At 54.1% G+C, this 24,838-nt stretch carries 22 protein-coding genes; 10 read left to right on the plus strand and 12 right to left on the minus strand.

Annotated elements, in window-relative coordinates; genetic code table 11:
* Positions 1 to 4 precede the first annotated feature (4 nt).
* The 8 genes from moaC (at position 5) to RHP47_RS09330 (ending at position 5,785) form a co-directional block, all read left to right on the plus strand.
* The gene (gene moaC, locus RHP47_RS09295) at positions 5 to 1,063 is read left to right on the plus strand and encodes a cyclic pyranopterin monophosphate synthase MoaC (protein WP_286668639.1); all 1,059 of its coding nucleotides are present in this window, start codon (positions 5 to 7) and stop codon (positions 1,061 to 1,063) included.
* On the plus strand, positions 1,047 to 1,301 hold the full coding sequence (locus RHP47_RS09300) for a MoaD/ThiS family protein (RefSeq protein WP_149820235.1): 255 nt from the start codon (positions 1,047 to 1,049) through the stop codon (positions 1,299 to 1,301). Before moaC ends, RHP47_RS09300 begins: the two co-directional genes overlap by 17 nt.
* A gap of 7 nt (positions 1,302 to 1,308) precedes the next feature.
* A complete protein-coding gene (locus RHP47_RS09305) occupies positions 1,309 to 1,755 on the plus strand; it encodes a molybdenum cofactor biosynthesis protein MoaE (protein WP_286668640.1) in 447 nt (148 codons plus the stop codon).
* Between the two features lie 89 nt (positions 1,756 to 1,844).
* Entirely contained in the window at positions 1,845 to 2,180 is a 336-nt protein-coding gene (locus RHP47_RS09310) for a DUF4258 domain-containing protein (protein ID WP_226971938.1), read from the plus strand.
* Complete coding sequence (locus RHP47_RS09315; RefSeq protein WP_149820239.1) at positions 2,168 to 2,353, plus strand: DUF2283 domain-containing protein; 186 nt, start codon at positions 2,168 to 2,170, stop codon at positions 2,351 to 2,353. The genes RHP47_RS09310 and RHP47_RS09315 overlap by 13 nt, the downstream gene beginning before the upstream one ends.
* A 350-nt stretch (positions 2,354 to 2,703) precedes the next feature.
* The gene (locus RHP47_RS09320) at positions 2,704 to 3,612 is read left to right on the plus strand and encodes a LysR family transcriptional regulator (RefSeq protein ID WP_302679381.1); all 909 of its coding nucleotides are present in this window, start codon (positions 2,704 to 2,706) and stop codon (positions 3,610 to 3,612) included.
* A complete protein-coding gene (locus RHP47_RS09325; RefSeq protein WP_149820243.1) occupies positions 3,593 to 4,645 on the plus strand; it encodes an anthranilate phosphoribosyltransferase family protein in 1,053 nt (350 codons plus the stop codon). The genes RHP47_RS09320 and RHP47_RS09325 overlap by 20 nt, the downstream gene beginning before the upstream one ends.
* A complete protein-coding gene (locus RHP47_RS09330) occupies positions 4,646 to 5,785 on the plus strand; it encodes a putative sulfate/molybdate transporter (RefSeq protein ID WP_149820245.1) in 1,140 nt (379 codons plus the stop codon).
* A gap of 4 nt (positions 5,786 to 5,789) precedes the next feature.
* Here the strand turns inward: RHP47_RS09330 and RHP47_RS09335 are convergent, their stop codons facing one another.
* From RHP47_RS09335 to bchB, 10 genes are all read right to left on the minus strand, one after another.
* The gene (locus tag RHP47_RS09335; protein WP_149820247.1) at positions 5,790 to 6,245 is read right to left on the minus strand and encodes a nitrate reductase associated protein; all 456 of its coding nucleotides are present in this window, start codon (positions 6,243 to 6,245) and stop codon (positions 5,790 to 5,792) included.
* Between the two features lie 36 nt (positions 6,246 to 6,281).
* The gene (locus RHP47_RS09340) at positions 6,282 to 8,705 is read right to left on the minus strand and encodes a nitrate reductase (protein WP_310840326.1); all 2,424 of its coding nucleotides are present in this window, start codon (positions 8,703 to 8,705) and stop codon (positions 6,282 to 6,284) included.
* 7 nt (positions 8,706 to 8,712) lie between these two features.
* Positions 8,713 to 9,528 carry a nitrate ABC transporter ATP-binding protein gene (locus tag RHP47_RS09345; RefSeq protein WP_310840327.1) on the minus strand — a complete coding sequence of 272 codons (816 nt, stop codon included), beginning with the start codon at positions 9,526 to 9,528 and terminating at the stop codon, positions 8,713 to 8,715.
* Between the two features lie 19 nt (positions 9,529 to 9,547).
* Positions 9,548 to 11,542, minus strand: coding sequence for a nitrate ABC transporter ATP-binding protein (locus tag RHP47_RS09350; protein WP_286625476.1), 1,995 nt, complete (start codon positions 11,540 to 11,542; stop codon positions 9,548 to 9,550).
* Between the two features lie 65 nt (positions 11,543 to 11,607).
* Positions 11,608 to 12,453 carry a nitrate ABC transporter permease gene (ntrB, locus tag RHP47_RS09355; protein ID WP_149820255.1) on the minus strand — a complete coding sequence of 282 codons (846 nt, stop codon included), beginning with the start codon at positions 12,451 to 12,453 and terminating at the stop codon, positions 11,608 to 11,610.
* A 12-nt stretch (positions 12,454 to 12,465) separates the two neighbouring features.
* Positions 12,466 to 13,785 carry a CmpA/NrtA family ABC transporter substrate-binding protein gene (locus RHP47_RS09360; protein ID WP_149820257.1) on the minus strand — a complete coding sequence of 440 codons (1,320 nt, stop codon included), beginning with the start codon at positions 13,783 to 13,785 and terminating at the stop codon, positions 12,466 to 12,468.
* Positions 13,786 to 13,807: 22 nt separating this feature from the next.
* Positions 13,808 to 15,370, minus strand: a complete 1,563-nt coding sequence (locus RHP47_RS09365) for a ferredoxin--nitrite reductase (protein ID WP_310840329.1) — start codon at positions 15,368 to 15,370, stop codon at positions 13,808 to 13,810.
* 354 nt (positions 15,371 to 15,724) lie between these two features.
* Positions 15,725 to 17,014 carry an adenosylhomocysteinase gene (gene ahcY, locus RHP47_RS09370; protein WP_149820261.1) on the minus strand — a complete coding sequence of 430 codons (1,290 nt, stop codon included), beginning with the start codon at positions 17,012 to 17,014 and terminating at the stop codon, positions 15,725 to 15,727.
* A gap of 44 nt (positions 17,015 to 17,058) precedes the next feature.
* A complete protein-coding gene (locus RHP47_RS09375) occupies positions 17,059 to 17,442 on the minus strand; it encodes a hypothetical protein (RefSeq protein WP_149820263.1) in 384 nt (127 codons plus the stop codon).
* Between the two features lie 72 nt (positions 17,443 to 17,514).
* Positions 17,515 to 19,041: a ferredoxin:protochlorophyllide reductase (ATP-dependent) subunit B gene (gene bchB / locus RHP47_RS09380; RefSeq protein WP_149821788.1), complete on the minus strand. Its 1,527-nt coding sequence runs from the start codon at positions 19,039 to 19,041 to the stop codon at positions 17,515 to 17,517.
* 245 nt (positions 19,042 to 19,286) lie between these two features.
* Between bchB and RHP47_RS09385 the strand changes: the two genes are divergently transcribed.
* Both RHP47_RS09385 and gatB read left to right on the plus strand, forming a co-directional pair.
* The gene (locus RHP47_RS09385; RefSeq protein ID WP_310840331.1) at positions 19,287 to 20,435 is read left to right on the plus strand and encodes a citrate synthase; all 1,149 of its coding nucleotides are present in this window, start codon (positions 19,287 to 19,289) and stop codon (positions 20,433 to 20,435) included.
* Between the two features lie 273 nt (positions 20,436 to 20,708).
* A complete protein-coding gene (gatB, locus tag RHP47_RS09390) occupies positions 20,709 to 22,211 on the plus strand; it encodes an Asp-tRNA(Asn)/Glu-tRNA(Gln) amidotransferase subunit GatB (RefSeq protein ID WP_310841395.1) in 1,503 nt (500 codons plus the stop codon).
* Here gatB and RHP47_RS09395 read toward each other — a convergent pair.
* Both RHP47_RS09395 and RHP47_RS09400 read right to left on the minus strand, forming a co-directional pair.
* Entirely contained in the window at positions 22,194 to 23,699 is a 1,506-nt protein-coding gene (locus tag RHP47_RS09395) for an NAD(P)H-hydrate dehydratase (protein WP_310840332.1), read from the minus strand. The genes gatB and RHP47_RS09395 overlap by 18 nt on opposite strands.
* Entirely contained in the window at positions 23,696 to 24,832 is a 1,137-nt protein-coding gene (locus tag RHP47_RS09400; protein WP_310840334.1) for an anhydro-N-acetylmuramic acid kinase, read from the minus strand. Before RHP47_RS09400 ends, RHP47_RS09395 begins: the two co-directional genes overlap by 4 nt.
* Positions 24,833 to 24,838 lie beyond the last annotated feature (6 nt).

The following is a 24,838-nucleotide window of genomic DNA, read 5'->3' on the forward strand; positions in this document are numbered from 1 at the left end:
GAGGATGCTCTCCCACATCAATGAGAACCAACAACCCCAGATGGTGGATATTAGCGAGAAGGCCGTGAGCGATCGCCGAGCGGTGGCAGAAGCCCTGATTGAATTGCCACCGGTCTTTCAGGCCTATGTGCAAGGGGGAGATCTCTTTCTCACGAAAGGGCCTGTGGTGCAAACGGCGATTATTGCTGGCACAATGGCGGTAAAACGCACCGCTGAAGTCATTCCCTTTTGCCATTCGCTGCCGATTACCAGTTGTCGCTTTGAGACGGATATCGAGTCACTTGAGAGTGGCCTTAGAATTCGCCTGCGCTGTGAGGTCAAAACCCGCGATCGCACCGGCGTGGAAATGGAAAGCCTGCATGGGGTGGCGATCGCAGCCCTCACAATCTACGACATGGCCAAAGCCCTCAGCCCCCATATTGTGATTCGCGAGGTGCGCCTGCTGGCGAAAAGTGGTGGCAAGAAAACCCTCGGCCAATATCCCCTCTACGGCCTTGTGCTCACTGGCGGCCAGAGTCAGCGCATGGGTCAGGCCAAAGCCCTGCTAGACTACTACGGCGAACCCCATGCCCAGTACCTCTACAATTTGTTGGCTCAATCCTGCGAACAAGTCTTTCTCTCAGCGCAACCCAATCAATGGCAGGGGACTCCCCTTGCTGATTTGCCAACACTCGCCGATACCCTGCCTCAGATTGGCCCCATTGCCGGCATCCTAACAGCTTTACGTGCCTATCCCCACGTGAACTGGTTAGTGGTGGCCTGTGACTTGCCCTATTTGACCACAGAAACCCTTGCGCCCCTGTTGCACCATTACCGCGAAGATGTGGTGGCCACCTGCTATCACCATCCCCAAGAGGGTTTCCCAGAGCCATTGTGTGCCATTTATACCCCCCAAGCTCTGCCGGTATTTGAGGCCGCCTATGCAGAAGGGATCTACTGCCCTGTGAAAATTCTCCAGCGATCGCCCTGCCAGCGGATTGCCCCACCCCAGCCAACCATTACTGCCAATATCAACACCCCTGAAGACTATCTTGAAGCCCTACCCCATGTCCGACGCCCCTAAAACAATTTACCTACGCTACTTTGCCCAGTTGCGGGAGCAAAGCCAACGGGAACAGGAGGAGCGAGTGACCACCGCCCAAACCTATGGCGACCTATACCAAGAGCTAAAGACCCAGTACGGGTTTACCCTTGATCTCACCCATGTTAAGGTGGCGGCTAATGATACGTTTGTGACACTGGATCAACCCCTACGAGCAGGAGATAAGGTCGTCTTTATTCCCCCTGTTGCCGGGGGTTAACTAAGCGATGGTGATCAAGCAATTTTCCCTAACCAATACTCCCCTAGAGCCAGCTCAGTTGTGGCAGCCCCTTGCCAACTTGCGGGCCGGTGCCTTTGTTAGCTTTGAGGGTTGGGTGCGCAATCACAACCACGGCAAGATCGTCACTGCCCTAGAATACGAGGTCTATCCCGCCTTGGCTCTTAAAGAAGGAGAACAGATCCTAGCAGAAGCCATTGGGAAATTTGACTTGCTGGGGGCGATCGCTAGCCATCGTTACGGCAAACTGACCCTAGGGGAAATTGCTGTGTGGGTAGGGGTGACGGCACCTCATCGTAAACAAGCCTTTGCTGGTGCGGCCTACATCATTGATGAAATCAAACACCGCCTACCCATTTGGAAAAAGGAATACTATCTAGATGAACCAGCCAGTTGGGTGTACTGTCGTGAGCATCACCATAACAGTCCGTTTTAGGACGTAAGATGATGTCTATGGTGGCGATCGCCAACCCTTGAGTGTGGGCACGGATTTTTCAATGAGTATGGCGATCGGAACAGCAATTGATGGAAAATGATGCGATCGCTAATGCTGAAATTTTGTTTGAAGTGACTAGCTCGCTCGGCTTTTTCGTTCGCACAACGGCTGAGTATTGGCAGTTTATTGTCACAATCAAACATCCAGTCATGGGCGACCGTCTAGCCGATGTCCAAAACACCTTAAGCGACCCAAATGAAATTCGTCTGAGCAAAGCTGATGCTCAGGTTTACTTGTTTTATCGTGATGATGGTGCGAAGCGTTGGGTCTGTACTGTAGCGAAGCGCTTAAATGGAGAAGGGTTTCTAATCACAGCCTATCGAACTAGTGTAATTAAAGAAGGAGAACTACTATGGCAGAAGTAAAAGTATTTTATGACCGCACAGGTAACACCTTGGTCGTTTGGTTTGGTAACCCTCAAGATGAGGTGATTTTGATGAAGGATCAGCAGGGGCAAGTGATTGGGTTTGAAACACTTAACTTTTTACCGCCTTCCAGTGGTCCTGTCCGCATCACCTTCGAAACCATAGCCCCCTAAGTTCATAGTTTTTGCTTTAGTAAGTCTATAGATAACAATTAAAATTATCAATAGTAACCTTTTTGCGTTTGCTGTTTACCTTGATTATGCCTCAGCAATCTACCTACGGATTCCACAACCTCTACCTTTCAAATGCGCACAGAAGAAACAGAATGGGTATGGGAGGGCAAGTATGACCAATTAGTTTACCTACTTCAGCGCTGGAACCAAGAGGGTATGCTGTAGGACATTTTCAAGAAACTGTATCAATCAACACCCTTTACTATCCGAAAGTTGCATAAGATTAAGAGCCACAAGAGCCACAATTGCATCAATAGAAATAGACGCAGAGGGAGAACACAGCAAGTATTATGCGACTTGATCAGTTGCAATCTTTTTTAGCAGTTGCTGAAACGGGGAGTTTTCAAGCGGCAGCGCGGCGGTGTGGGGTGACGCAACCCACAATTAGTCGGCAAATTCAAGCTCTAGAAGAAAGTTTGGGAATGCAACTTGTGCACCGCTCGAATCGCGCCAAGTTAACTGTGGCGGGGGACTTGTTTTTGCGCCGTGCCCATCGCATCTGGCAAGAGTGGCAGGCCGCCAATGCGGAACTCAAAGCCATGCAAAATGGCCAGCAGCAGGAACTCTGCATTGCCGCTATTCACTCCATTTGCCGCTACTTTTTGCCCATGCTGTTACCGACGTTTTGCCAAGCATTTCCCCAAATGCAGTTGCGGGTGACTGCCCTAGGGAGCGATCGCGCCCTCAAAGTCTTGCAGGATAGCTTAGTAGATCTAGCGATTGTCATGGGCGATCGCCACCTCTTAAAACAGTCGGAATGGGTGATTGAACCGCTGTACAGTGAGCCTGTGCAAGTGCTAATGGCGGCTGAACATCCCCTCGCTGTTAATGAGACCTTGACATGGCAAGAACTAGCTCGCTTTCCCCATGTGGTATTTAAGGATGGCTATAGCATGCGCCGCTTGGTGGCTGAAGAATTTAGCCGTCGGGGTTTACCTTGGCAACCCGCTCTTGAACTCAACACCCCTGATGCGTTTATTGCTGTGATCCGCGAAAGTGAGATGGTTGCCTTGCTGCCGCGCTCTGCCCTCAAGGAAGCGCTCCACGATCCTGCCCTAGGGATTCGTGATTTATCCACGCCACTGCCCCTGCGTCAGGTGTTGGCCATTACCACCCACGATCGCCTGACCTTACCCCCCGTTGCCCAATTGCTCACATTGATCCGCCAGCAGGCTGCCCATGAGTCTTCTCTTTCGTGATCTGCTCAAAAAAGTCGGCAGTGGTGCCCACACCCACAAAGACCTGAGCCGCGCCGAGGCAGCCTTGGCGTTGCAACTCATGCTGGAGCAGGTGGCAACCCCTGCCCAAATTGGGGCGTTTTTGATTGCTCATCGGATTAAGCGACCCACCTCGGAAGAGATGGCGGGTATGCTCGATACCTACAACGAGCTAGGGCCGAAAATTCCAGCGGTTGAGACCAGTTGCCCCGTGATGATCCTCAGTCAGCCCTACGATGGTCGCGATCGCACGTTTCCCCTGAGTCCTTTAACAGCATTGGTTTTGGCGGCTGCTGGGATTCCAGTACTTCAACACGGGGGCGATCGCATACCCACCAAAGAAGGCATTCCCCTCATTGAGCTGTGGCGATGTTTGGGGGTGGACTGGTCAACCCTAACCCTAGAGCAAATTGCCCACTGCCTAGAGCAAACGGGTTTAGGTTTTGTCTATCTCCCGCGTCATTTTCCAGCAGCCCAAGGGCTAGTCCCCTACCGGGAGCAAATTGGTAAACGTCCCCCCATTGCCACATTGGAATTAATCTGGAATCCTTACCAAGGGCGCAGTCACCTCGTAGCAGGGTTTGTTCATCCGCCGACGGAAGGGATCATGCGCGATGCCCTCTATCTCCACGGTGTTCATGAATTTACTACCGTCAAAGGTCTTGAAGGCAGTTGTGATTTGCCCCGCGATCGCACCGCCATTATCGGCCTTGCCCGTGATCAAGACCCTCCTTGGCAACGCCTGCGTCTCCATCCCCAAGAGTATGGTATGGCCAGCAGTAATGTGCCTTGGTCAGAGGAGACAACGACCGCTACAAAAATGATGGCTGCTGTTTTAGCCGCAGAGGAGCAACCCCTCACCACCTCTGTGATCTGGAATAGTGGATTTTACCTGTGGCAGGGGGGCAAAGCCGATAGTCTCAATTCCGGACTCGCACTCAGCAGCGAACTCCTCCGTAGTGGTCGGGTGGCTCAACACCTACAGAAATTGCAAACCATGTTGGAGAAGATATAGGTGTTGCGGGAGCGACTGCGCTTTAATTGGCAAGAACTCAGTGGCAGTTTTGGTGATTTGGGTACGGATTTGCCCCTGTTGGTGGGCATGATCACTGCTGCCCAGTTGGATAGTGCTAACGTCTTCACTTTGTTTGGCGTAGCGCAAATTCTCACGGGGGTATTCTATGGCCTTCCCATGCCCATGCAGCCCCTAAAGGCAATGGCTGTAATTGTGATGACGGAAAAACTCACTGGATCTATCCTTTGGGCCGGGGGACTGATGGTAGGAGCAATGATGTTGGTGTTAACGTCCACCGGAATCCTGACCCGGCTGGCTCGCTGGATTCCCCAACCCGTGGTGCGGGGCTGTCAATTGGGACTGGGACTGTCTCTAGCCGCCGTTGCCCTCAAGACCTACTTGCCCGCGGGTGACCTCTTTGGTTATCTGTTAGGTGTTATGGGCTTTTTGATCTTGCTCCTTTTGCCCAAGGAACGGGGAGTTCCCGCAGGGTTACTGGTGGTATTGCTGGGGGTGGGTGTAGCGATTAGCCGTGTTCTGGCTGAGCCAGAATTGCAGTTAACCATTGCTTGGCAGCTTCCCTACCTGCGGCCTTTAGATCCTCAGGCCTTGATTCCCGGACTCGTGCTATTGGCACTGCCGCAGTTACCCCTATCGATCGCCAATGCAGTGATTGCAACCCAGCAAACTGCCCACGATCTCTTTCCCGATCGCCCCCTCTCGATTCGCCAAATTGGCCTCACGTATAGCCTCACCAACTTGATCCTGCCCTTCTTTGGTGGCGTCCCCCTCTGCCATGGCTGTAGCGGTTTGGCAGGACACTATGCCCTTGGTGCCCGCACAGGTGGGGCGGTGGTGATCTATGGCAGTCTCTACCTTCTCTTGGGTCTCTTTTTTGGCTCCAGTGTGGATAAGCTGCTGGAAATTTTTCCCCTCTCGATTTTGGGGGTCATTCTTTTGTTTGAAGCGTGGGTACTCATGGGCTTTATTAAAGATCAAGCCGCCATGCCCGCAAATTGGATGATTACCCTCTTAGTGGGGGCGATCGCCCTCAGTGTGCCCCAAGGCTTCTTAGTGGGCACCCTCGTTGGTACAACTCTGTACTACCTCAGCAGAAAAATGCCACTACAACTCTCTTAGCCCTCTAGGCCAGACCAAATTCCTGCAATGCTGGCCAAAAATTGCGATTCTCGTGGCCGGGCTGGCTGAGCTTCACAAGGGCAAAGCGTTGGAGGGGGGTCAGGGCTGACCATTTTTCCACCGTCAAGCTGTGGTGAGATACCTTGATCAGTTGTTGCTGCACTGTCTCTGGCAGTTCAGTGGTGATGTCCCAAGGGTAGGGTTGGGGAATCTCTATATCACTCGGTGGGGTTCCATGGGTGTGGGTCACCCAATCCCGCAGTTGCTGACGATAGTCTGCCTGAGCTTCGGGGGTGTCGCAGGGAGTCACCACGAGCCATTGTCGCTGTTCTTGGGAAAGTTGATGCCAGTGGAGCAGCTTCAGCTTGACCCCACATAAATCTAGTTTATAGCGAACAATCATTGGAATACAGCGTAACGAAGCCGTGAATTCGGCCTCAAACTCAAAGAAGTGGGACATCAATAGCCATAACCCTCCACAGGGAATCAGATTCTATCATTGCTTGAGGGCAGTGCCCCTTTCCTGCATGGTGGGGGTATGGGGCGTCTGCCGCAACTTCAGGGGCAGCACCTGCACCGCACAGGCTTTGAGTTCTGGCTGCTTTGAGACCGGACAGGCAATGGGATGGGTCAGTTGGTTTGCCTCACCGCTATCAGCAAAGAGAAAGCCCCAGTGCATGGGTACAAAGAGAGTGCCCGGACGAATGGCCTTGGTGAGGATGACCGGCAGGCACACTTGACCGCGGCGCGATCGCACCTCCACCCAATCTCCGTCTTTGAGATGTAAGTTTGCGGCATCGTCGGGGTGCATTTCCACAAAGGGATCGGGGTGCATTTTTTGAATTTTGGCAATGCGACCGGTACGGGTTTGCGTGTGCCAGTGGCCGTAGAGACGACCCGTTGTCAGGGTAAAGCTATAGAGGTTATCGGTGGGTTCAGCCACCCCTTGACTATGAGCAAGGCAAAAATATGCCCGTTGATTGGGGGTGTGAAATCGCCAGTCAGTATAGAGGCGTTTGGGTTTGCGGGCTTCTGCATCATCCATACCGGCAGGACAGGGCCACTGCAAGGCGCCTAAACGGGCAAGGCGTTCGTGGCTCAGACCCGATTGATCGCAGGGGCGACCGGCAGTGAGTTGGACAAATTCAGCATAGACGGCAGCGGCATCGACAAATGGGAAGAGATGCCCATATCCCAAGCGGCGCCCCACCTCAGCAAAAATTTCCCAATCAGGGCGAGCCAGACCGGGGGGCGATCGAAAGGCGGGGGCAAGGGTGACGCGGCGTTCAGAGTTGGTCATCACACCTGTTTTCTCACTCCATTGCGCCGCCGGCAAAATCAGATGGGCATAGGCTGCTGTTTCAGTGGGAAAGTAGGCATCTTGGTAGACCGTAAAGGGGGATTGCAGAAAGGCGGCTTTAGCACGTTCTAAATGGGGAAAGCTAACCGCAGGATTGGTGGCCGCAATCCACAGCAGACCCACTTCTCCCTGTTCTAGACCTTCGACAATTTGCCATGCCGTGCGACCGGGGCGATCGCTTATTTGCCCTCGCGGCAGTCCCCAAAAGTCCTCTACCTCTTGGCGATGCTGTGGATTCGTCACTTGGCGATAGCCGGGCAACAGATGGCTCAAGCCGCCGGCTTCGCGCCCCCCCATGGCGTTGGGTTGCCCCGTCAGCGAAAAAGGACCACTCCCTGGGCGGCCAATTTGCCCCGTCAACAGGTGGAGATTGATGAGACAACGAGCTTTGGCCGTCCCTTCAGCAGACTGGTTAATGCCCATTGACCAGAGGGAGAGTACCGCTTGGGCATGCCCCCAATAGCGAGCCGCCTGTTCTAGATCACTTTGAGCAATGCCACAGCGTTTCGCTACCCAGTCTGGGGTGTAGGCCGCCAGCAGCTTTACATACTCGGCAAAGCCTTGGGTACACTCCTCTATAAACTCAGCATCGATCTGTCCCCATTGCAGTAGCAAATGGCCAATGCCGTGGAGCAGATCAATATCCGTGCCGGGGCGGATGGCAAGGTGCAGATCCGCCACTTCCGCTGTCGGGGTGCGCCGCGGATCGACCACAATCAGCTTGACGCGGCGATCGCGCTTGTGGTGGTTGCGCAGACGATTAAAGACAATGGGATGGCATTCGGCAGTATTAGTACCCATGAGGAACGCACAATCGGTGGCCTCCAAATCGTCGTAGCAGCAGGGGGGGCCATCAGCACCGAAGCTGGCCATGTAGGCCGACACTGCCGAGGACATACATAGCCGCGAGTTGGCATCAAAGTTGTTCGTACCCAAACAGCCCTTGATCAGCTTTTGCGCCACATAGTAGTCCTCGGTTTGAAATTGACCGGAACCGTACATACAAATGGCATCGGCGCCCCGCTCACGGCGCACCCATTGGATGCGTTCCACAAGGCGGGTCATGGCCTCGTCCCACGAAATGACCGTAAAGGGCTGATCCAAACGCTCCCGCCACAGGGGGTAGACCAAGCGATCGCGATCAAGGGCTTCTAGAATAGTTGCCCCCTTGACACAGACCATACCTTGGGAGGAGGGATGCTGGCGATCGCCCCGAATTTTATAGGCTCCCTTGCCTTGAGGGACTGCTTCTAAGCCACAGCCCACCCCACAGTAGGGACACAGCGAGGACACTGGCTCACTTGGTTCAGGCACAGCACGCCCTTTTTCCTCAACCCGCAGGAATTCACAGGAACAGCACCTGACCCCTTGCTCCGAGCAAATGATCAGATCCGCTGTAGCATCGCCATAGAAAAAAAGCTCTTGCCTCGGAAACACCACCTGTTGCCAAGTGGGCTGATTTGACAAATAAATCTGCTGAACGCTCTCGCTGGTATTGCGGTAGTAGCAGAGGTAACGACTGGACTGAACGGCTAACGAGCCAACCCGTGGGGTACTCATACGCTACTTAGTGCCCAAACCGCGTGTACAGAAAGTCAACCACTTGGTTGCGGAGATCGTAGTACTGCGGATCCTCAAGGAGTTGCGATCGCTGCCGTGGCCGCGGAAAAGGAATCTTCAAAATATCGCCAATGCGGGCGGCAGGGCCATTGGTCATCATCACCACCCGATCCGCGAGGTACAGCGCCTCATCAATGTCGTGGGTAATCATCAGTACCGTCAGTCGGTGCCTGCGCCAAATCTTTAAGAGTTCATCCTGTAACTCCTCCTTCGTGATGGCATCGAGGGCACCAAAGGGTTCATCTAAAATCAACACTTCAGGGCGAATGGCGAGGGCGCGGGCGATCGCCACCCGTTGTTTCATTCCCCCCGACAGTTGAGCAGGGCGTTTGTGGGCAGCCGCTGTTAGCCCCACCAGTTCCAAGTGCTCCTCGACAATTTGGCGCCGGCGTTGGCGAGTTTTCTGGGGATAAACGGACTTCACTGCTAGCTCAATATTTTGATAGGCCGTCAACCAAGGCAGCAGCGCGTAGTTTTGAAACACCATCATGCGATCCGGCCCCGGACGGCGCACGGGCACGCCATTGAGAGTAATTTCCCCTCGTGTTGGTGCTGTAAAACCCGCAACCATATTCAAGAGTGTGGTTTTGCCGCAGCCGGAATGGCCAATGAAACAGACAAATTCGCCGCTGCTCACCTCAAGGTGAATATCCTCAAGTACCACATGGTCGCCATTAGCCGTAGGGTAGGCTTTGCTCACCCCATCAATGCGTAGATGCTGGGTGGCCGTTAAATGGGGATCAAGACGATAGAGGGTTTCCATAGACTTCTCTCAAAAATACCTAGACAGCAACAACCTCTTGGGGATCAACAGTGCGAATATCAAGGCCACGGCGAATCGCAGCCGCCTCAATGTAGCCAAGGGGATTATCGGGGTCAAAGGGCAGTCCATCGAAAAGAGCAAAGGCAGAACGATCTGGCTCATTATCTACAACCTTCAGTTCCCGCGCTGCCGCCCCAAAGAGATCGACTCGCCGCACCTGCTCAACAATTTCTAGCCAGTTTCTCGGGAAGGGCGTAAGTTGCCAGCGAGCCAATTGGGTCATGATCCACAGCCCTTCCAACCGCCCAGGACAGGGAGAGCGATCCACATAGAACTGGTGAAACCGGGGTTGAAAAGCAGCAACAATGCCATCCCCCCGATCAAGGGGTTCCACAAAGCCGGCATAGGCATCCTCAGGAGTACACCCCACATACTCTGGCCGACAAAGCAGTTGGGCAATTTCGGGGCGATGTTTGATCGTATCGCAGTACTCACAGGCTTCGATCAATGCCTTGACCAACGCTTGGTGTAGCTGCGGGTTGGCCTGCACCCAATCGGAACGCATGCCCACAACTTTTTCCGGGTGCCCCGACCAAATCTCCAAATCCGTAGCGACAATCACCCCAATACCCTCGCGCACTGCATGGGAGTTCCACGGTTGACCGACACAAAAGCTACTGATATGGCCGGCCTTGAGGTGATAGATCATTTGGGAGGGGGGAATCACCAACAACTCGACATCGTAATCGGGGTCAATGCCAGCGGCGGCCAGCCAGTACCGCAACAGGAGGTTGTGCATTGATGCGGCATGAACCACTCCCAGCCGGGGGCGATCGCCCGTGCGCTGAATATAGGCGCGCAGATCTTCAGCAGTCTTCACCCCCTGCTGCCACAACTGGCGACTAAAGGTGATGGCATTGCCATTGCGACTCAGTACCAACGAGGTCATCAGCGGTTGTGAAGGCTGACCGTTTAACCCCAAGGTCATGGCTAAGGGCATGGCCGCCAACAGTTGAGCGCCCGTCAAGCGACCCGCGATCACCCCCATCACCAAGTCCTGCCAGCTTTCTTCGCGATGCAGCGTGACTGACTCCAAACCATACTTAGCAAAGAAGCCCATTTCCTTGGCGACAATGAGGGGGGCACTGTCCATGAGGGGCATAAAGCCAAGGGTCAGTTCCACGGGGGTAGTTGGCGCAATGGCCGGTACCGTCAAGGAGGGACGGCGGCGTTTCTGCTGATTGAGAAAGGCAATCATCTCATTGCGCAGGCCATAGTAGCTGGGATGGTTGAGCACGTCATGGCGATTGCGGGGACGGGCAAAGGGAATTTTGAGAATTTGGCCAATGTGGGCTTCAGGGCCGTTGGTGAGCAGCACCACGCGATCCGAAAGCAGTAGTGCCTCATCCACATCATGGGTGACCATAATGCAGGTGGTTTGACTGCCCTGACACACTTGCATCAACTCATCCTGCAAAGAGCCTCGCGTCAAAGCATCAAGGGCACCAAAGGGTTCATCCAGCAGGAGTACCTCCGGTTGAATCGCCAAGGCACGGGCGATCGCCACCCGTTGCTTCATTCCTCCCGACAGTTGGGCAGGGAACTTCTCGCGGGCTTTACTGAGGTGCACCTGTTCCAGCGCCGCCTCTACCCGCTGTCGTTGCTCTGCCTTGCTCAAATGCCCCAGCACCGCCGCCACCGCCAAGGCCACATTCTGGTACACCGTTTTCCAAGGCAACAGCGAATAGTTTTGGAACACCACCATGCGATCGGGACCCGGTTCCGTCACCTGCCGTCCTGCCATCACCACGCCACCACTGCTAGGCCGCTGAAAGCCAGCAATGATATTCAAGAGCGTGGACTTGCCGCAGCCAGAGTGACCGACAAGGGAAATAAACTCCCCTTTTTGGATTTCGAGGTGGATATTCTTGAGAGCAATGTAGCGATCGCCCCCGGGCAGATCAAAAACCTGATCCACATGGTCAATTTCAATAAACGGTAAAGACTTGGCCATAGGGTTAAACAACCTAATGTTCGACAGTAAGGGGAAGAGAGGGGAGGATGGGTTACGTGAGGGAGCTAGGAATGCACCTCTTCACCGTGGCTGAGCAGGCAACCCACAAAGGCCACCGAGCGATCCAAGACCAAGCCAACAATGCCGACATAGATCACGGCAACAATAATTTCACTAATCAGAGAACTGTTCCAGGCATCCCAAATAAAGAAGCCAATGCCGACACCGCCAATGAGCATCTCCGCTGCCACAATCGCCAACCAGGACAGCCCAATGCCAATGCGCAGCCCCGTAAACACATAGGGCACCGTTGCTGGTACGAGAATATTCAGGAAATAATCCTTGCGGGAGAGCTGCAACACCCGTGCCACATTCTTGTAGTCCTTGGGAATTTGCTGCACACCGACAATCGTGTTGATGATAATTGGCCAAATGGCGGTAATGAAGATCACAAAAATCGCTGCCGGTTCATTGTCCCGCAGAGCCGCCAAGGAAATGGGCAACCACGCAAGGGGGGGCACCGGACGCAACACCTGCAAAATGGGATCCACTGCATCGTAGAGCACTCGACTAGAGCCAATCAGCATCCCCAGCCCCACCCCAATGACTGCTGCCAAGGAAAAGCCAACGGCCACCCGCCGCAGACTGGAGAGAATTTGCCACCCCAACCCCACATCCGTGCCACTCCCTTGATAAAAGGGATCAACTATCAACCCCCAAGTTTCAGTAATAACAGTGAGGGGCGTTGGCAGGCGAAGTAGCCCCGCCATGCAGACAAACTGCCAAATGACCAAGAAACACAGCACCCCCAAACTACCCAGTACCACTTTGCGGAACATCGCTGACTTCTTGAGATGCTTTAACCAGCGCCGCCGTCGAGATTGAGTGAAACCCATAGAAGAACTTGCCATTGCTCTTTACCTCTAAACTTTTTTCAAATCCAAACCACTCAAGTAGGCCTGAGGATTTTGGGGATCAAAGGCCACACCATCAAAAAAGGTCTCCACGCCCCGAGAGGTGGTGGTGGGAATTTCCGCTGCCGGCACCCCCATCGCTTGAGCGGCTTCGCGCCACAGATCCTCACGGTTTACTTTTTGGATGAGAGCTTTAGTGTCCATATCCGGCGGCAAATACCCCCAGCGAATGTCCTCCGTCAGGAACCACAGATCATGACTTTGGTAGGGATAAGAGGCATTGTCTCGCCAGAACTTCATCGCTAGATCGGGGTTGTCAAAGGTACGGCCATTGCCAAAGTCAAACTTACCGAGGGAGCGATCCAAAATATTCTTCTCGGGTACCTTCAACCATTGCCGCTGGGCAATTATCTTGACCATTTCTGGTTTATTTTCAGGTTGGTCACACCACTGTTGTGCTTCCATCACAGCCATCAATAGAGCTTTAGTGGCCTTCGGATGCTGATCAACCCAATCCGCCCGCAAAGTCAGCGATTTCTCAGGATGATCCTGCCAAAATTCACCCGTGGTAATAGCATCAACCCCCACCTTTTGATTCACCGCTTGTTGTGGCCATGGCTCACCCACACAGAAAGCTTCCATGGTTCCAGTTTTCACATTGGCCACCATTTGCGGAGGAGGCACAACGATCACAGAAACGTCCTTCTCAGGATCAATGCCGCCGGCAGCCAGCCAGTAGCGCATCCACAGATCATGGGTGCCCCCTGGAAATGTCACTGCCACTTTGATCTGCTCTTGCTGATTCTGGGCACGCCGTTCAGCACGGGTTTTAGCAAAGGCCTCCTTCAGGGGGCTACTGTCAGTCCTGATATTGAGATCCTTGTAAGCATTGGCCAAGACAATTCCCTGACCATTCGTGTTTAACCGCGCCAAGATATACATGGGTACAGGTTTGCCACCGGTAATGGTTCCCACGGTCATCAGGTAGGGCATTGGTGTGAGAATGTGGGCACCATCAATGCCACCCCCGGCAGAACCCAAGACCAAGTTGTCGCGGGTCACGCCCCAGGAAGCCTGCTTAATCACCTCCACATCGGGCATCCCATACTTGGCAAACAAGCCCTTTTCCTTGGCAATAATCAGGGGAGCCGCGTCCGTCAGAGCAATAAAGCCCAGTTTCGCTCCCATCACTTCTGGAGTTTCCGCTAGGGTGGTGGGTTGGGCAACATCACTAGTTTGCTGGCTATTACCACAACCGTGGGAGATCAATGTCACGGCCGTTGTAACCGCAGCGGTCACGAGAAAGTGACGCCGGGAGAAAGTCACCATTGGTTTACAAATCCTTTAATTCCTAAACAATCGACAAGGCTAATTCAGCGTGTATCGGAACCTGCAGCGTATGTGAACTGATGGGCTGAGCACCAAAGTGATCAATCAACAGTTGGCGCAGTACCTCCGGCAGTTCATCACAGGGAATCGCTTTTTTCACACAGGTGCCCAGCTTGGCATCCTTACCGACCTTGCCACCCATGTACAAATCCACGGCATCCACGGTTTCGCCGTTACGACGGGTTTTTGTACCCATCAGGCCAATATCGGCCACTTGGGGTTGACCACAGGAGTTAGGACACCCGGTCCAGTGAATGCGCACCGGTTGAGGGAGCACCAGTTGTTGATTCAGCCAGCGGACGAGGGCAAGGGCACGATTTTTGGTTTCAATGAGGGCAAAGTTGCAAAACTGAGCACCCGTGCAGGAAACGAGGGCACGTTCTAAAGGCGGTGGTTCCGGCCGAAACTTAGTGAGGAGGGGTTCGCGCAGCAGGCTTGGTAAAACAGCGCTAGGCACATGGGGAATGATCAGATTTTGCTCCACTGTCAGCCGCACTTCCGATTGGCCATAGACTTGAGCTAGCCGTGCCAATTCATAAAAATCGGTGGCATAGAGGCGCCCTACGGGCACATGCAGTCCCACATAGTTCAACCCCCGCTGTTTTTGGCAATGCACCCCCAGATGATCTCGCTTGTCCCAGTCAATTTCATCCTTGGGAGCGGCACTGAGGAGTTCAAAGGGGAGTTTAGCGGCCACTGCTGCCCGGAATTTTTCGATACCCCATTCATCAATCAGCCACATGAGCCGCGCTTTTTGCCGATTGCCCCGTAGGCCATGGTCACGGAAAATTTCAAGGATGGCACGTGAGAGGTGCACCACAGCATCATCGGGAGGCACCCAAGCATTGAGGGGGATAGCGGCAGCGCAACGCCGAGCAGAGAAGAAACCACCGACCAAAACATTGAAGCCCAAACGCCCTTGCCGATAGGCAGGCACAAAGGCAACATCGTTAATTTCGGCATGGACAGAGTTATCCCGCCCCCCCTCGATCGCAATGTTGAATTTGCGGGGTAGATTGCTAAATTCCGGATTCCCCTGACCGTTGTTGGTAATCATCGCCTGCAATTTCATAATCAGGGGGCGAGTATCAACGAGTTCGGCCGCATCAATGCCCGCCACTGGCGATCCAGTGAGGTTGCGCACATTGTCCATGCCGGATTGCACAGAGGTCAGGCCACAGGCTTGCAGCCGCTCCATGATTTTAGGAATATCCTCAATGGGCAGACCGCGAATCTGAATGTTTTGACGGGTGGTGATGTCACCATTGCCGTTTTCACCATAGCGATCCACAATTTCGCCAAGGGTTCGCAGTTGTTGACTGGTGAGAATCCCATGGGGTACCCGCAGCCGCATCATGAACCTGCCGGGGGTAACGGGGCGAAAGAAAATCCCAAGCCACTTGAGGCGAACATCGCGGTCAGCTTCAGGAATGCTTTCCCAGCCCATGGCTGCGAATTTCTCTAGCTCTTGTTTAACCGCTAAGACATCTTTCTCTTTTTTAATGGCTTCAATTTTGTTGCTCACGGTTGTTGCCCTTGTCTTCAACGGGTTACTTGAACACCCAATTTAGGCAGGTCAATCATGAACATTTGTAAATTTTGCTACATTTTCTTTGTCGCTATACAGTTTTCGTATTAAAAATATGCCAAAACTGTATCTAACCTTAACTTCAGGGCGGGGGACTTAATCTACCCAAACAACTAAAACAGCCCAAATTGCTCTATAACAAGATGACATCCGGTTGCGGTAGCCGCTATTTTAGAAAAAGGCTATTGATGACAATAAATTAAAAAATAAATAAAAAGCTGCACCCTGAGATTAGCCCTAGCTAGGACGCAGCACGCAACGTTCTAATGATTTTGCAGGTGGATGGGGGGTCTAAGTGCCAGAAGTCCAAGAGTTCATGTACTCCACCTGTTCCGCAGTGAGGGTATCAATGGCAATGCCCATGGCTTGGAGTTTCAAACGGGCAATTTCTTGATCCACTGCTGCGGGAATGGGATGGATGCCGGCCGCCAATTGACCTTTATTTTTGACAAGATACTCACAGCCAAGGGCTTGGTTGGCAAAGCTCATATCCATCACACTGGCGGGGTGGCCTTCAGCAGCCGCAAGGTTAATCAGTCGCCCTTCCCCCAAAACAATGATGGACTTGCCACTGGGGAGAATGTATTCCTCGGTGAAGTTGCGCACGACGCGGACTTCCTTGGCGAGGGTTTTCAGGGTGGCAAGGTCAATTTCAATGTCAAAGTGACCGGAGTTGGCTACCATTGCCCCATCTTTCATGACGGCAAAGTGCTCGGCGCGAATCACATGCTTATTCCCAGTTACAGTAATGAAAATATCCCCAAGGGGCGCGGCTTCGATCATGGGCATCACCCGGAAGCCATCCATGACTGCCTCAATGGCCCGCACGGGATCAATTTCCGTCACAATCACATTGGCACCCATGCCCCGTGCCCGCAGCGCTGTCCCTTTACCGCACCAGCCATAGCCAGCCACGACAACGGTTTTACCGGCAAGCAGAATGTTCGTTGCCCGAATGATGCCATCTAGGGTGGATTGACCGGTGCCGTAGCGGTTGTCAAAGAAGTGTTTGGTGTCGGCATCGTTGACATTAATGGCGGGGAAGGTGAGGACGCCATCGCGGAACATGGCCTTGAGGCGGACAATGCCAGTGGTGGTTTCTTCGGTGGTGCCAATAATGTCACTGAGTTGGTGCTGGCGCTCTTTGACGAGGGTGGCAACCACATCACAGCCGTCATCAATGATGATGTTGGGACGGTGATCAAGGGCAATATTGACGTGGCGCATATAGGTGGCGGTGTCTTCCCCTTTTTGGGCAAAGACCGGGATGCCGTAGTTCACCACTAGGCTAGCGGCGACATCGTCTTGGGTGGAGAGGGGATTACTGGCAATAAGAACCGCGTCAGCACCGCCGGCTTTGAGGGCGATCGCTAGATTGGCGGTTTCTGTGGTCACATGGCAGCAGGCGGCCAAGCGAATACCGGCAAGGGGCTTTTCTTTTGCAAAGCGATCGCGAATCTGGCGCAGCACTGGCATCTCCCGACTGGCCCATTCAATGCGTTGCTGCCCTAAGGGCGCAAGGCTCAAATCTTTGACATCGTGACGAACAGAGGCTTCAGGTTTAATCGGAGAAGACACCATACTGCGGTTCCTGACAAAAGGTTACGGCTCCCCATTATAATCGCCTAAGGGGAATTCTTCCGCAGTACCCAACTGGTCACCGTGCCGCCGGGGAAAATGAGCAAATTCACGGTGCCAATTTCCAACAGATGCCCCTTGCGATTGCGAAACTGAAAGGTGCAGATATCCACCCCCACCATGAGTTGACAACCCATCAGTTCGCTATAGCCTTGACTGAGGAGATAGGCCACAATCGGGGTCGTTGTTGTCGGATTCACCATTGCCGAATTAACTACGGGTTGCCAACCGCGATCAAGGAGGCGTTGGCGGGCATCGGCATAGCTCATCCCTTGGCGTAAACGCGGAACTCGCTGCGCAAGGGCAGCCGGTGCAAACCCTACCCCTGCTGCCAGTAAACCAAGGGCGATGAAACGTTTCAGCAATACCATAGCAATTGCTTGTTAAATGCCAATCGCTATACGCTGCAAGGGTCAGGTTCATGCAGGTTCCAGAGGTGAAACTTAAGCCCCCACGGCTTCTTTGGCAGCATAGAGCACTTCTACGGTGATCTCGCTAATCCCCTGTTCGCGGGCAAATTTTTCGGTGTTGCGCTTCACCTTGCCGCGCACAAAGCCGGGAATCTTGTTTAATTCCGCTAGCCCATCCGCGGTCCATGTCAAATCCGAGTCGGCGGAAAGCCCCTTGTGAATCACTTCCTTGGTGTCGTGGCCACCAAAAATTTCCAGCAGGTGGTCTTCCATGCCCAAGGTGAAGGAGTTGTAAATTAAATCCACTAGTTGGTTGGTACCTTCGTAGCCAAGGAAGGGTCGATAGCCGACGGGAAAGTCTTGGATGTGGATGGGCGCGGCAATAACACCACAGGGAATGTTGAGGCGTTTGCCCACATGGCGCTCCATTTGGGTGCCAAAGATGGCCGCGGGTTCAACGCGGGCGATCGCGTCCCCCACCACCGTGTGGTCATCGGTAATCAGTACCTCGTCACAAAAGCCCGCCACCTCTGCGCGGAACCAATCGGCATCGTATTTGCAGTACGTCCCCGCCCAAACAACGTGGATGCCCATTTCCCGACTGAGAATTTTGGTCATTGCCGCTGCATGGGTATTGTCCCCAAAGACCACTGCTTTTTTACCGGTGAGGTTTTGGCAGTCAATGGAGCGGGAAAACCAAGCGGCTTGGGACACCTCCCGTGTTTGCTGTTCAATAAAGGCTTCGTAGTCCACATTGGCTCCTTGGGCATTGAGCACCGCTTGAATGGCACGGATACAGCGGGCGGTTTCCACCACACCCATCGGCGTCATCCTCACGCTTGGCTGGCCAAATTCCGTTTCTAGGTACTGGGCGGTGAGGCCGCCAATTTCCCGATAGGGGACAAGGTTAAACCATGCTTGGGGCAGTCGGGCAAGGTCGTGGACGCTGGCCGCCGCAGGAATCACCAGATTCACCTGAATGCCAAGGTTGGCCATGAGTTGTTTCAGCTCGCGGCAGTCATGCTGATTGTGGAAGCCGAGGGTGGTGATGCCAATAATGTTGACGCTAGGGGTGGGGGTTTTGCTGGTCACTAAGGTGCCTTGGCGGCGGGCTTTGTCAATATAAAACTGCACGATTTGCTCAAGGGTGCGATCGGCGGCTTGCAATTCATTGACGCGATAGTGATTGACATCCGCCAAGAGGACATCGGCAGTGGTGCTGAGGCTGGCGCGTTGGACAAAGTTTTGTAAGTCTTCCTGAAGAATGCTAGAGGTGCAGGTGGGGGTGAGCACAATTAAATCAGGGTGCTCTTCAGTGTCTTTGCGGGTGATATTGTCCACCACTTTTTCTTGGGAGCCGCGTGCCAAGACATGGCGATCGACAATACTGGCCGTAACAGGCGTAAAGTCGCGCTCTCGCTCGAGCATCGATCGCATGACGTTGAAGTAATCATCCCCAAGGGGCGCGTGCATAATGCCATGAACATTTTTGAAGGAACTGGCAATGCGCAGAGTACCAATGTGGGCAGGCCCTGCATACATCCAGTAGGCAAGTTTCATCGCGTCAACTCCTTGGGCAAAGGCATTTTGATGTCCGATCGCGATCGTAGCGAGGCTCTTTCCCTCGCCCGCCAAAACGTTACAAAACTTGAATGAAGTGGGAATGTCCCTTAACAAACCTCACGGAATTCCCTATCCGCCTATGCAGTGAGGTCGTTCACCATACCAACATCTTTCCCCTCTCCCCTAAAATTGATCAATACTGCAATTCCAATTCAGTTTGCCCCTTTTAAGGACACCCACGCATGGTTGCTTGCGAATTTAGCCCCGGTCTTGACGGTATTCCCGTTGCTCAGTCGGCCATTAGCTATGTGGATGGCCAAGCAGGCGTTCTTGAGTATCGCGGTGTCCCGATTGAGGAACTAGCGGAGAAAAGCACATTTTTGGAAACTGCCTTCCTCTTGATTTGGGGTTACTGGCCGAGCAAGGAGGAGTTGGCAGCCTTTGAGCACGATATTACCTACCATCGCCGCGTGAAATATCGCATTCGCGACATGATGAAATGCTTTCCCGACAGTGGCCATCCCATGGATGCCCTACAGGCCTCGGCGGGAGCCTTGGGATTGTTCTATTCGCGGCGGGCCCTCGACGATCCGGAGTACATTCGGGCAGCAGTCATCCGCCTCTTGGCCAAAATTCCAACAATGGTGGCGGCGTTTCAACTGATTCGCAAGGGGAATGATCCGGTCATGCCCTGTGATGAGCTGGACTATGCGGCCAACTTTCTCTACATGCTCAATGAGCGGCGTCCCGATCCCTTTGCGGCACGGGTATTTGATATTTGCTTGATTCTCCATGCCGAGCACACGATGAATGCCTCTACCTTCTCGGCGCGGGTGACGGCCTCGACATTGACAGACCCTTACGCCGTGGTTGCTTCAGCGGTGGGTACACTGGCAGGGCCACTCCACGGGGGCGCCAATGAAGATGTGATCAATATGCTCGAAGAAATCGGCAGCGTGGAGAATGTCCGTCCCTATGTGGAAAAGTGCATCCAAAACAAGACAAAAATTGCTGGGTTTGGCCACCGCGTTTATAAGGTAAAAGACCCCCGTGCCACCATTTTGCAGAAGTTGGCGGAACAGTTGTTTGATAAGTTTGGCGGCGATCGCTACTACGACATTGCCCTGAAACTGGAAGAAGTGGTGGGTGAATACCTCAGTTACAAGGGGATTTACCCCAATGTGGACTTTTACTCGGGGCTTGTCTATCGGCGGTTGGGCATTCCTAGTGATCTGTTTACGCCTGTGTTTGCGATTGCCCGCGTGGCCGGTTGGCTAGCCCACTGGAAAGAACAACTGGAGGCCAATCGCATCTATCGCCCCACCCAAGTCTATACGGGTGCCCACAATCAGCCCTATGTGCCCATGGAGGAGCGCAATCATCGCCCCTAGCTCTTGATCCTCAATTCCCCCCCCTGAAGACAGTCCTTTTCTGAAAATGGATATAGACCTAGGGCAATCAAATACTCTCCTGTACTTGCTTTCACAGCCTTGAGCGTGTTCCATCCTTGGGAAAAGGGCTGTAAGCTGCTTTATAGTGGCGGTACCCTTGTGGAGTTTCTGATGGCAAAGGCAAAATCAAGCAAACGGCAAGCATCGAAAACCTCAAAAACATCAAAAACGGCGAAATCCACCCCATCAACCTCGACGCAGCAGGCAGCAACCATTGCGCCTGAACCCACCCCTGTGGATCCCGCCAGTCTCACCTACGAGGCGGTGATTGGCCTAGAGATTCACTGCCAACTGAGTACCCAAACCAAAATTTTCTCGTCTAGCTCGACCCAGTTTGGGGCACCCCCGAATACCAACATTGACCCAGTGTGTTTGGGTTTGCCGGGGACACTCCCTGTGTTGAATGAAAAGGTGCTCGAGTATGCGGTGAAGGCGGGTTTAGCCCTCAATTGTCAGATTGCCCCCTACAGCAAATTCGATCGCAAGCAGTATTTTTATCCCGACTTGCCGAAAAACTATCAAATCTCGCAGTACGACCTGCCCATTGCCCAGCATGGCTACCTTGAGATTGAACTGGTGGATGACAACGGCACCGCCCACCGTAAAAAAATTGGCATTACTCGCCTGCACATAGAGGAAGATGCCGGCAAACTGGTTCACGCGGGGAGCGATCGCCTGTCTGGCTCCACCTACTCCCTAGTGGACTTGAATCGGGCAGGGGTGCCCCTTGTGGAAATTGTCTCTGAGCCAGATCTGCGCACGGGTCAAGAAGCTGCCGAATATGCCCAAGAACTGCGGCGCATTCTCCGTTACTTGGGGGTTTGCGACGGCAATATGCAGGAGGGGTCGCTGCGCTGCGATGTCAATATCTCCGTGCGCCCCGTGGGCAGCAACACCTTTGGCACCAAGGTCGAGATTAAGAATATGAACTCCTTTAGTGCCATCCAACGCGCCATTGACTATGAAATTGAGCGGCAAGTCGCTGCCGTCAAAGCAGGCGAAGCCATCGTTCAAGAAACCCGCCTCTGGGATGAGGCCACGCAGCAAACGCGCACCATGCGGGTCAAGGAAGGCTCCAGTGACTACCGCTACTTTCCTGAACCCGATCTCGGCCCCATTGAAGTCAGTGCTGAGCAACTGGCCACTTGGCGTGCGGATTTGCCTGAACTGCCAGCGCAAAAGCGGCACCGCTACGAGACCGACTGGGGCCTGCCCCCCCAAGATGCCCGCGTCCTCACCGATGAGCGAGCCGTTGCCGAATACTTTGAAGCCACCGTTGCCGCCGAGGCACCCCCGAAATTAGCGGCCAACTGGATCATGGGGGATATTACCGCCTATCTCAAGGAACAAAAACTGGCGATCGAGGCACTGCCTCTGAAACCTGCTGAATTGGCGGAACTGATCCAACTGATTGAGGCGGGCACTATCAGTAGCAAAATGGCCAAGGATCTGCTGCCGGAGTTACTGGCTCAAGGCGGCTCCCCCAAAGCCCTTGTCGAGAAAAAAGGCCTCAGTCAAATCTCTGATGTCGCTACCCTAGAGGCAATGATTGATGAAGTGCTAGCAGCGCACCCCAATGAACTGGAACAATACCGCGCGGGCAAGACAAAACTTCAGGGCTTCTTTGTTGGCCAAATCATGAAGAAAACAGCAGGGCGAGCCGACCCGAAGCTGACCAATCAACTCTTGGCCAAAAAGCTAAACGCCAGCAGTTAGAGCAGCGTGCAGCGTCGGTAACAGGTGGGCAATCAGTTGTTCAGGATAGACCCCTAGGGCAGTGGCCTCTCGTTCTGCCTGAAGGCCTGCTTGAGCGTGCCACCAAACCCCACCATAGGTTGCGCTGAGGGCTTCCTGCTGCGCCAAAAGACCGCCAATAAGCCCTGTGAGGACATCGCCACTGCCCCCTCGGGCAAGGGCAGGGGTACTGTGGGGGTTGATCCAGAGGTCACCCTTCGGAGAGGCAATGGCTGTCCGTGCGCCCTTGAGAAGAACAATGGCATTACTGCGGCTCGCAGCGGCGGTCACTTGATCAAGGCGATCGCCGGTGACAAGGTCTGGAAACAGGCGCCGAAACTCGCCATAGTGGGGGGTCAAAATGGTCGGACTTGGCAGCGGCCATGGCGAGAGCGTCGCTAGGATATTCAGAGCATCGGCATCCAAGACAAGGGGTTGCCCGGCACCGAGAACGGTTTCCACAACGGCCACCGCCTCAGGGGTTAGCCCCGGCCCACAGGCAATGGCGGAAAATTTCCCTAACTCTAGGCCCTCAGGTAAACGAGCGATCGCCCCCCTCGCTGTTTCTGGACAGCCAACAACAATGGCATCGGGGACTCGTGAGAGCACAAGGGACTTCAGGGACTGGGGCACTGCCACCACTAGCATTCCCACACCCGTACAGCGGGCGGCGAGGGCACTGAGGAGAATACTGCCGCCAAACTGGGCAGAGCCGCCAATGAGTAACAGTTGTCCCTGCTGATACTTGTGGGTAATGGGCGATCGCGACAGGGGCAATTCTTGCCAACAGGAAGCATCTAAGCAATATCGCCGGGGCGCAGTCGCCAACACCGCTTCAATCACCACCGCAGGAATATCAAAGGGGATTAACACCCCCTGCCCCACCCAAGGCTGTGCTTCCTCTACCAGTAGCCCCCGCTTCCACAGTCCTAAACAGAGGGTGCGATCGGCCTGAATTGCCGTACCCAAAACTGCCCCGGTATCACTGTGGAGTCCCGAGGGGACATCAATACTCACCCGTGGTTGCCGCCACGTGTTGATTTGGTCAATGGCAGCGGCAAGTTCACCCGTCAGTTCCCGCTCTAGGCCAAAGCCAAAAAGACCATCCACGATCAGGTCAACCTCTTGCAAGCTGTCCACCGTCTCGACAAAGGGCAGACCGAGAAAGCGGGCATAGCGGGCATGATCCGCCGTCAGGGGTTTCAAACGTTCAAAGGGCTGCCAGACCTGCACCCCATAGCCGCGGTGCCATAGTTCCCGCGCCACCACCAGAGCATCGCCGCCATTGTGCCCCGGACCGGCCAAAACCCCAACACGGGAATACCGTGGAAACTGATGCTGGAGAAAGTCGCTGAGGCGTTGTCCCACCTTTTCCATCAGGGCAGGCACTGGAAAGCCGGCATTGAACATCGCCCCCTCGATTGCCTGCATTTCAGCCGTGGTGACAATGGCTGGAAAGGTTGTTTTCATGACTGTCCAATCCAACACTGACCCAAGGGAACCGCTTGGCGCGCACCTGTGACTTGGGGTAAATTCCCCGGCAAGCCCAACTCATGCCAGTAGGCGAGAATAGCGAAGGCGATCGCCTCTTTGGCATCCACCGGTACGCCCGCCGTCGCAGTGGTTTCCACGGGAATGTCTCCTAAATGCATCTGAAGGCGCTCCCTGAGAAAACGATTGTGGGCACCGCCGCCACAGAGGAAGATCCGCTGCGGTTTTTGGGGCAAAAATTGGCGATAGCTCTCAACCATACTGCGAGCCGTAAATTCCGTCAGTGTGGCCAGCAGATCCGCAGGCGCCAGACCAGCAGCCTCAGTGCGGCATCGCTGCCAAAAGGGCAGACCAAAGTATTCTCGCCCTGTGGACTTTGGCGGCAGCTGCTGAAAGAAGGGGTCTTGCAGCCAGTGCTCTACCAGTGGATCGATAATTTTGCCCTGCCGCGCCCATGCCCCATCGGCATCGTAGGTGAATTCACCCCCCGATAACTCCGTTACGGCCAGATCAAGCAGCACATTGCCAGGACCTGTATCCCAACCCATGACCCCTTTGCCCTCAGGATCCTCTCGTTGAGGCGGCAAGTAGGTGACATTGCCGATGCCACCGATGTTTTGCACACAGCGGACTTCCGTGGGATGACTGAGAAGACACCAATCGATCCGAGGCACAAGGGGCGCTCCTTGGCCGCCTAGGGCAATATCTTGAGCACGAAAGTTAGCAATGGTGGTAATCCCCGTGCGCCAAGCAATCCAATCTCCCCGTCCCAGTTGTAGGCTGTAGCCGAGGCGATCGCCCGTGGGGGGGCGATGAAAGACCGTTTGACCGTGGGAGCCAATGAGATCTGCGCGGGGATATCCCTGTTGAACCGTTTGTGCTGCAAGGGCAAAGGCCTCGGCGATCGCCTCATCCAACTCCGCCAACGCTGCAAGGGTCAAGGGTTTTGCGCCACAAATGTCGAGAATCTGCTGCCGTAGGGCTGTGGGATAGGGCACCGTACAAAAATTCAGCACCTGTACCTCAAGGTCGCGATCGCCCCCCGCCAATGCAACTAAGGCCGCATCAATCCCATCCACCGAGGTTCCGCTCATCAGGCCAATGACACGCATAGTCTG

The sequence above is a fragment of the Thermosynechococcus sp. QKsg1 genome, from assembly GCF_031586415.1.
Lineage (GTDB): Bacteria > Cyanobacteriota > Cyanobacteriia > Thermosynechococcales > Thermosynechococcaceae > Thermosynechococcus.

Excerpts from the sequence above, each read along its gene's own strand:
- ahcY (WP_149820261.1), bottom strand. The coding sequence starts at position 17,014 with ATGGTGTCTTCTCCGATTAAACCTGAAGCCTCTGTTCGTCACGATGTC.
- RHP47_RS09360 (WP_149820257.1), bottom strand. The coding sequence starts at position 13,785 with ATGGTGACTTTCTCCCGGCGTCACTTTCTCGTGACCGCTGCGGTTACA.
- RHP47_RS09395 (WP_310840332.1), bottom strand. The coding sequence starts at position 23,699 with ATGAAAACAACCTTTCCAGCCATTGTCACCACGGCTGAAATGCAGGCA.
- RHP47_RS09335 (WP_149820247.1), bottom strand. The coding sequence starts at position 6,245 with ATGTCCCACTTCTTTGAGTTTGAGGCCGAATTCACGGCTTCGTTACGC.
- RHP47_RS09310 (WP_226971938.1), top strand. The coding sequence starts at position 1,845 with ATGGAAAATGATGCGATCGCTAATGCTGAAATTTTGTTTGAAGTGACT.
- bchB (WP_149821788.1), bottom strand. The coding sequence starts at position 19,041 with ATGAAACTTGCCTACTGGATGTATGCAGGGCCTGCCCACATTGGTACT.
- RHP47_RS09345 (WP_310840327.1), bottom strand. The coding sequence starts at position 9,528 with ATGGAAACCCTCTATCGTCTTGATCCCCATTTAACGGCCACCCAGCAT.
- RHP47_RS09315 (WP_149820239.1), top strand. The coding sequence starts at position 2,168 with ATGGCAGAAGTAAAAGTATTTTATGACCGCACAGGTAACACCTTGGTC.
- RHP47_RS09385 (WP_310840331.1), top strand. The coding sequence starts at position 19,287 with ATGGTTGCTTGCGAATTTAGCCCCGGTCTTGACGGTATTCCCGTTGCT.
- RHP47_RS09325 (WP_149820243.1), top strand. The coding sequence starts at position 3,593 with ATGAGTCTTCTCTTTCGTGATCTGCTCAAAAAAGTCGGCAGTGGTGCC.
- RHP47_RS09320 (WP_302679381.1), top strand. The coding sequence starts at position 2,704 with ATGCGACTTGATCAGTTGCAATCTTTTTTAGCAGTTGCTGAAACGGGG.
- RHP47_RS09350 (WP_286625476.1), bottom strand. The coding sequence starts at position 11,542 with ATGGCCAAGTCTTTACCGTTTATTGAAATTGACCATGTGGATCAGGTT.
- moaC (WP_286668639.1), top strand. The coding sequence starts at position 5 with ATGCTCTCCCACATCAATGAGAACCAACAACCCCAGATGGTGGATATT.
- RHP47_RS09300 (WP_149820235.1), top strand. The coding sequence starts at position 1,047 with ATGTCCGACGCCCCTAAAACAATTTACCTACGCTACTTTGCCCAGTTG.
- RHP47_RS09400 (WP_310840334.1), bottom strand. The coding sequence starts at position 24,832 with ATGCGTGTCATTGGCCTGATGAGCGGAACCTCGGTGGATGGGATTGAT.
- ntrB (WP_149820255.1), bottom strand. The coding sequence starts at position 12,453 with ATGGCAAGTTCTTCTATGGGTTTCACTCAATCTCGACGGCGGCGCTGG.
- RHP47_RS09305 (WP_286668640.1), top strand. The coding sequence starts at position 1,309 with ATGGTGATCAAGCAATTTTCCCTAACCAATACTCCCCTAGAGCCAGCT.
- RHP47_RS09375 (WP_149820263.1), bottom strand. The coding sequence starts at position 17,442 with ATGGTATTGCTGAAACGTTTCATCGCCCTTGGTTTACTGGCAGCAGGG.
- RHP47_RS09340 (WP_310840326.1), bottom strand. The coding sequence starts at position 8,705 with ATGAGTACCCCACGGGTTGGCTCGTTAGCCGTTCAGTCCAGTCGTTAC.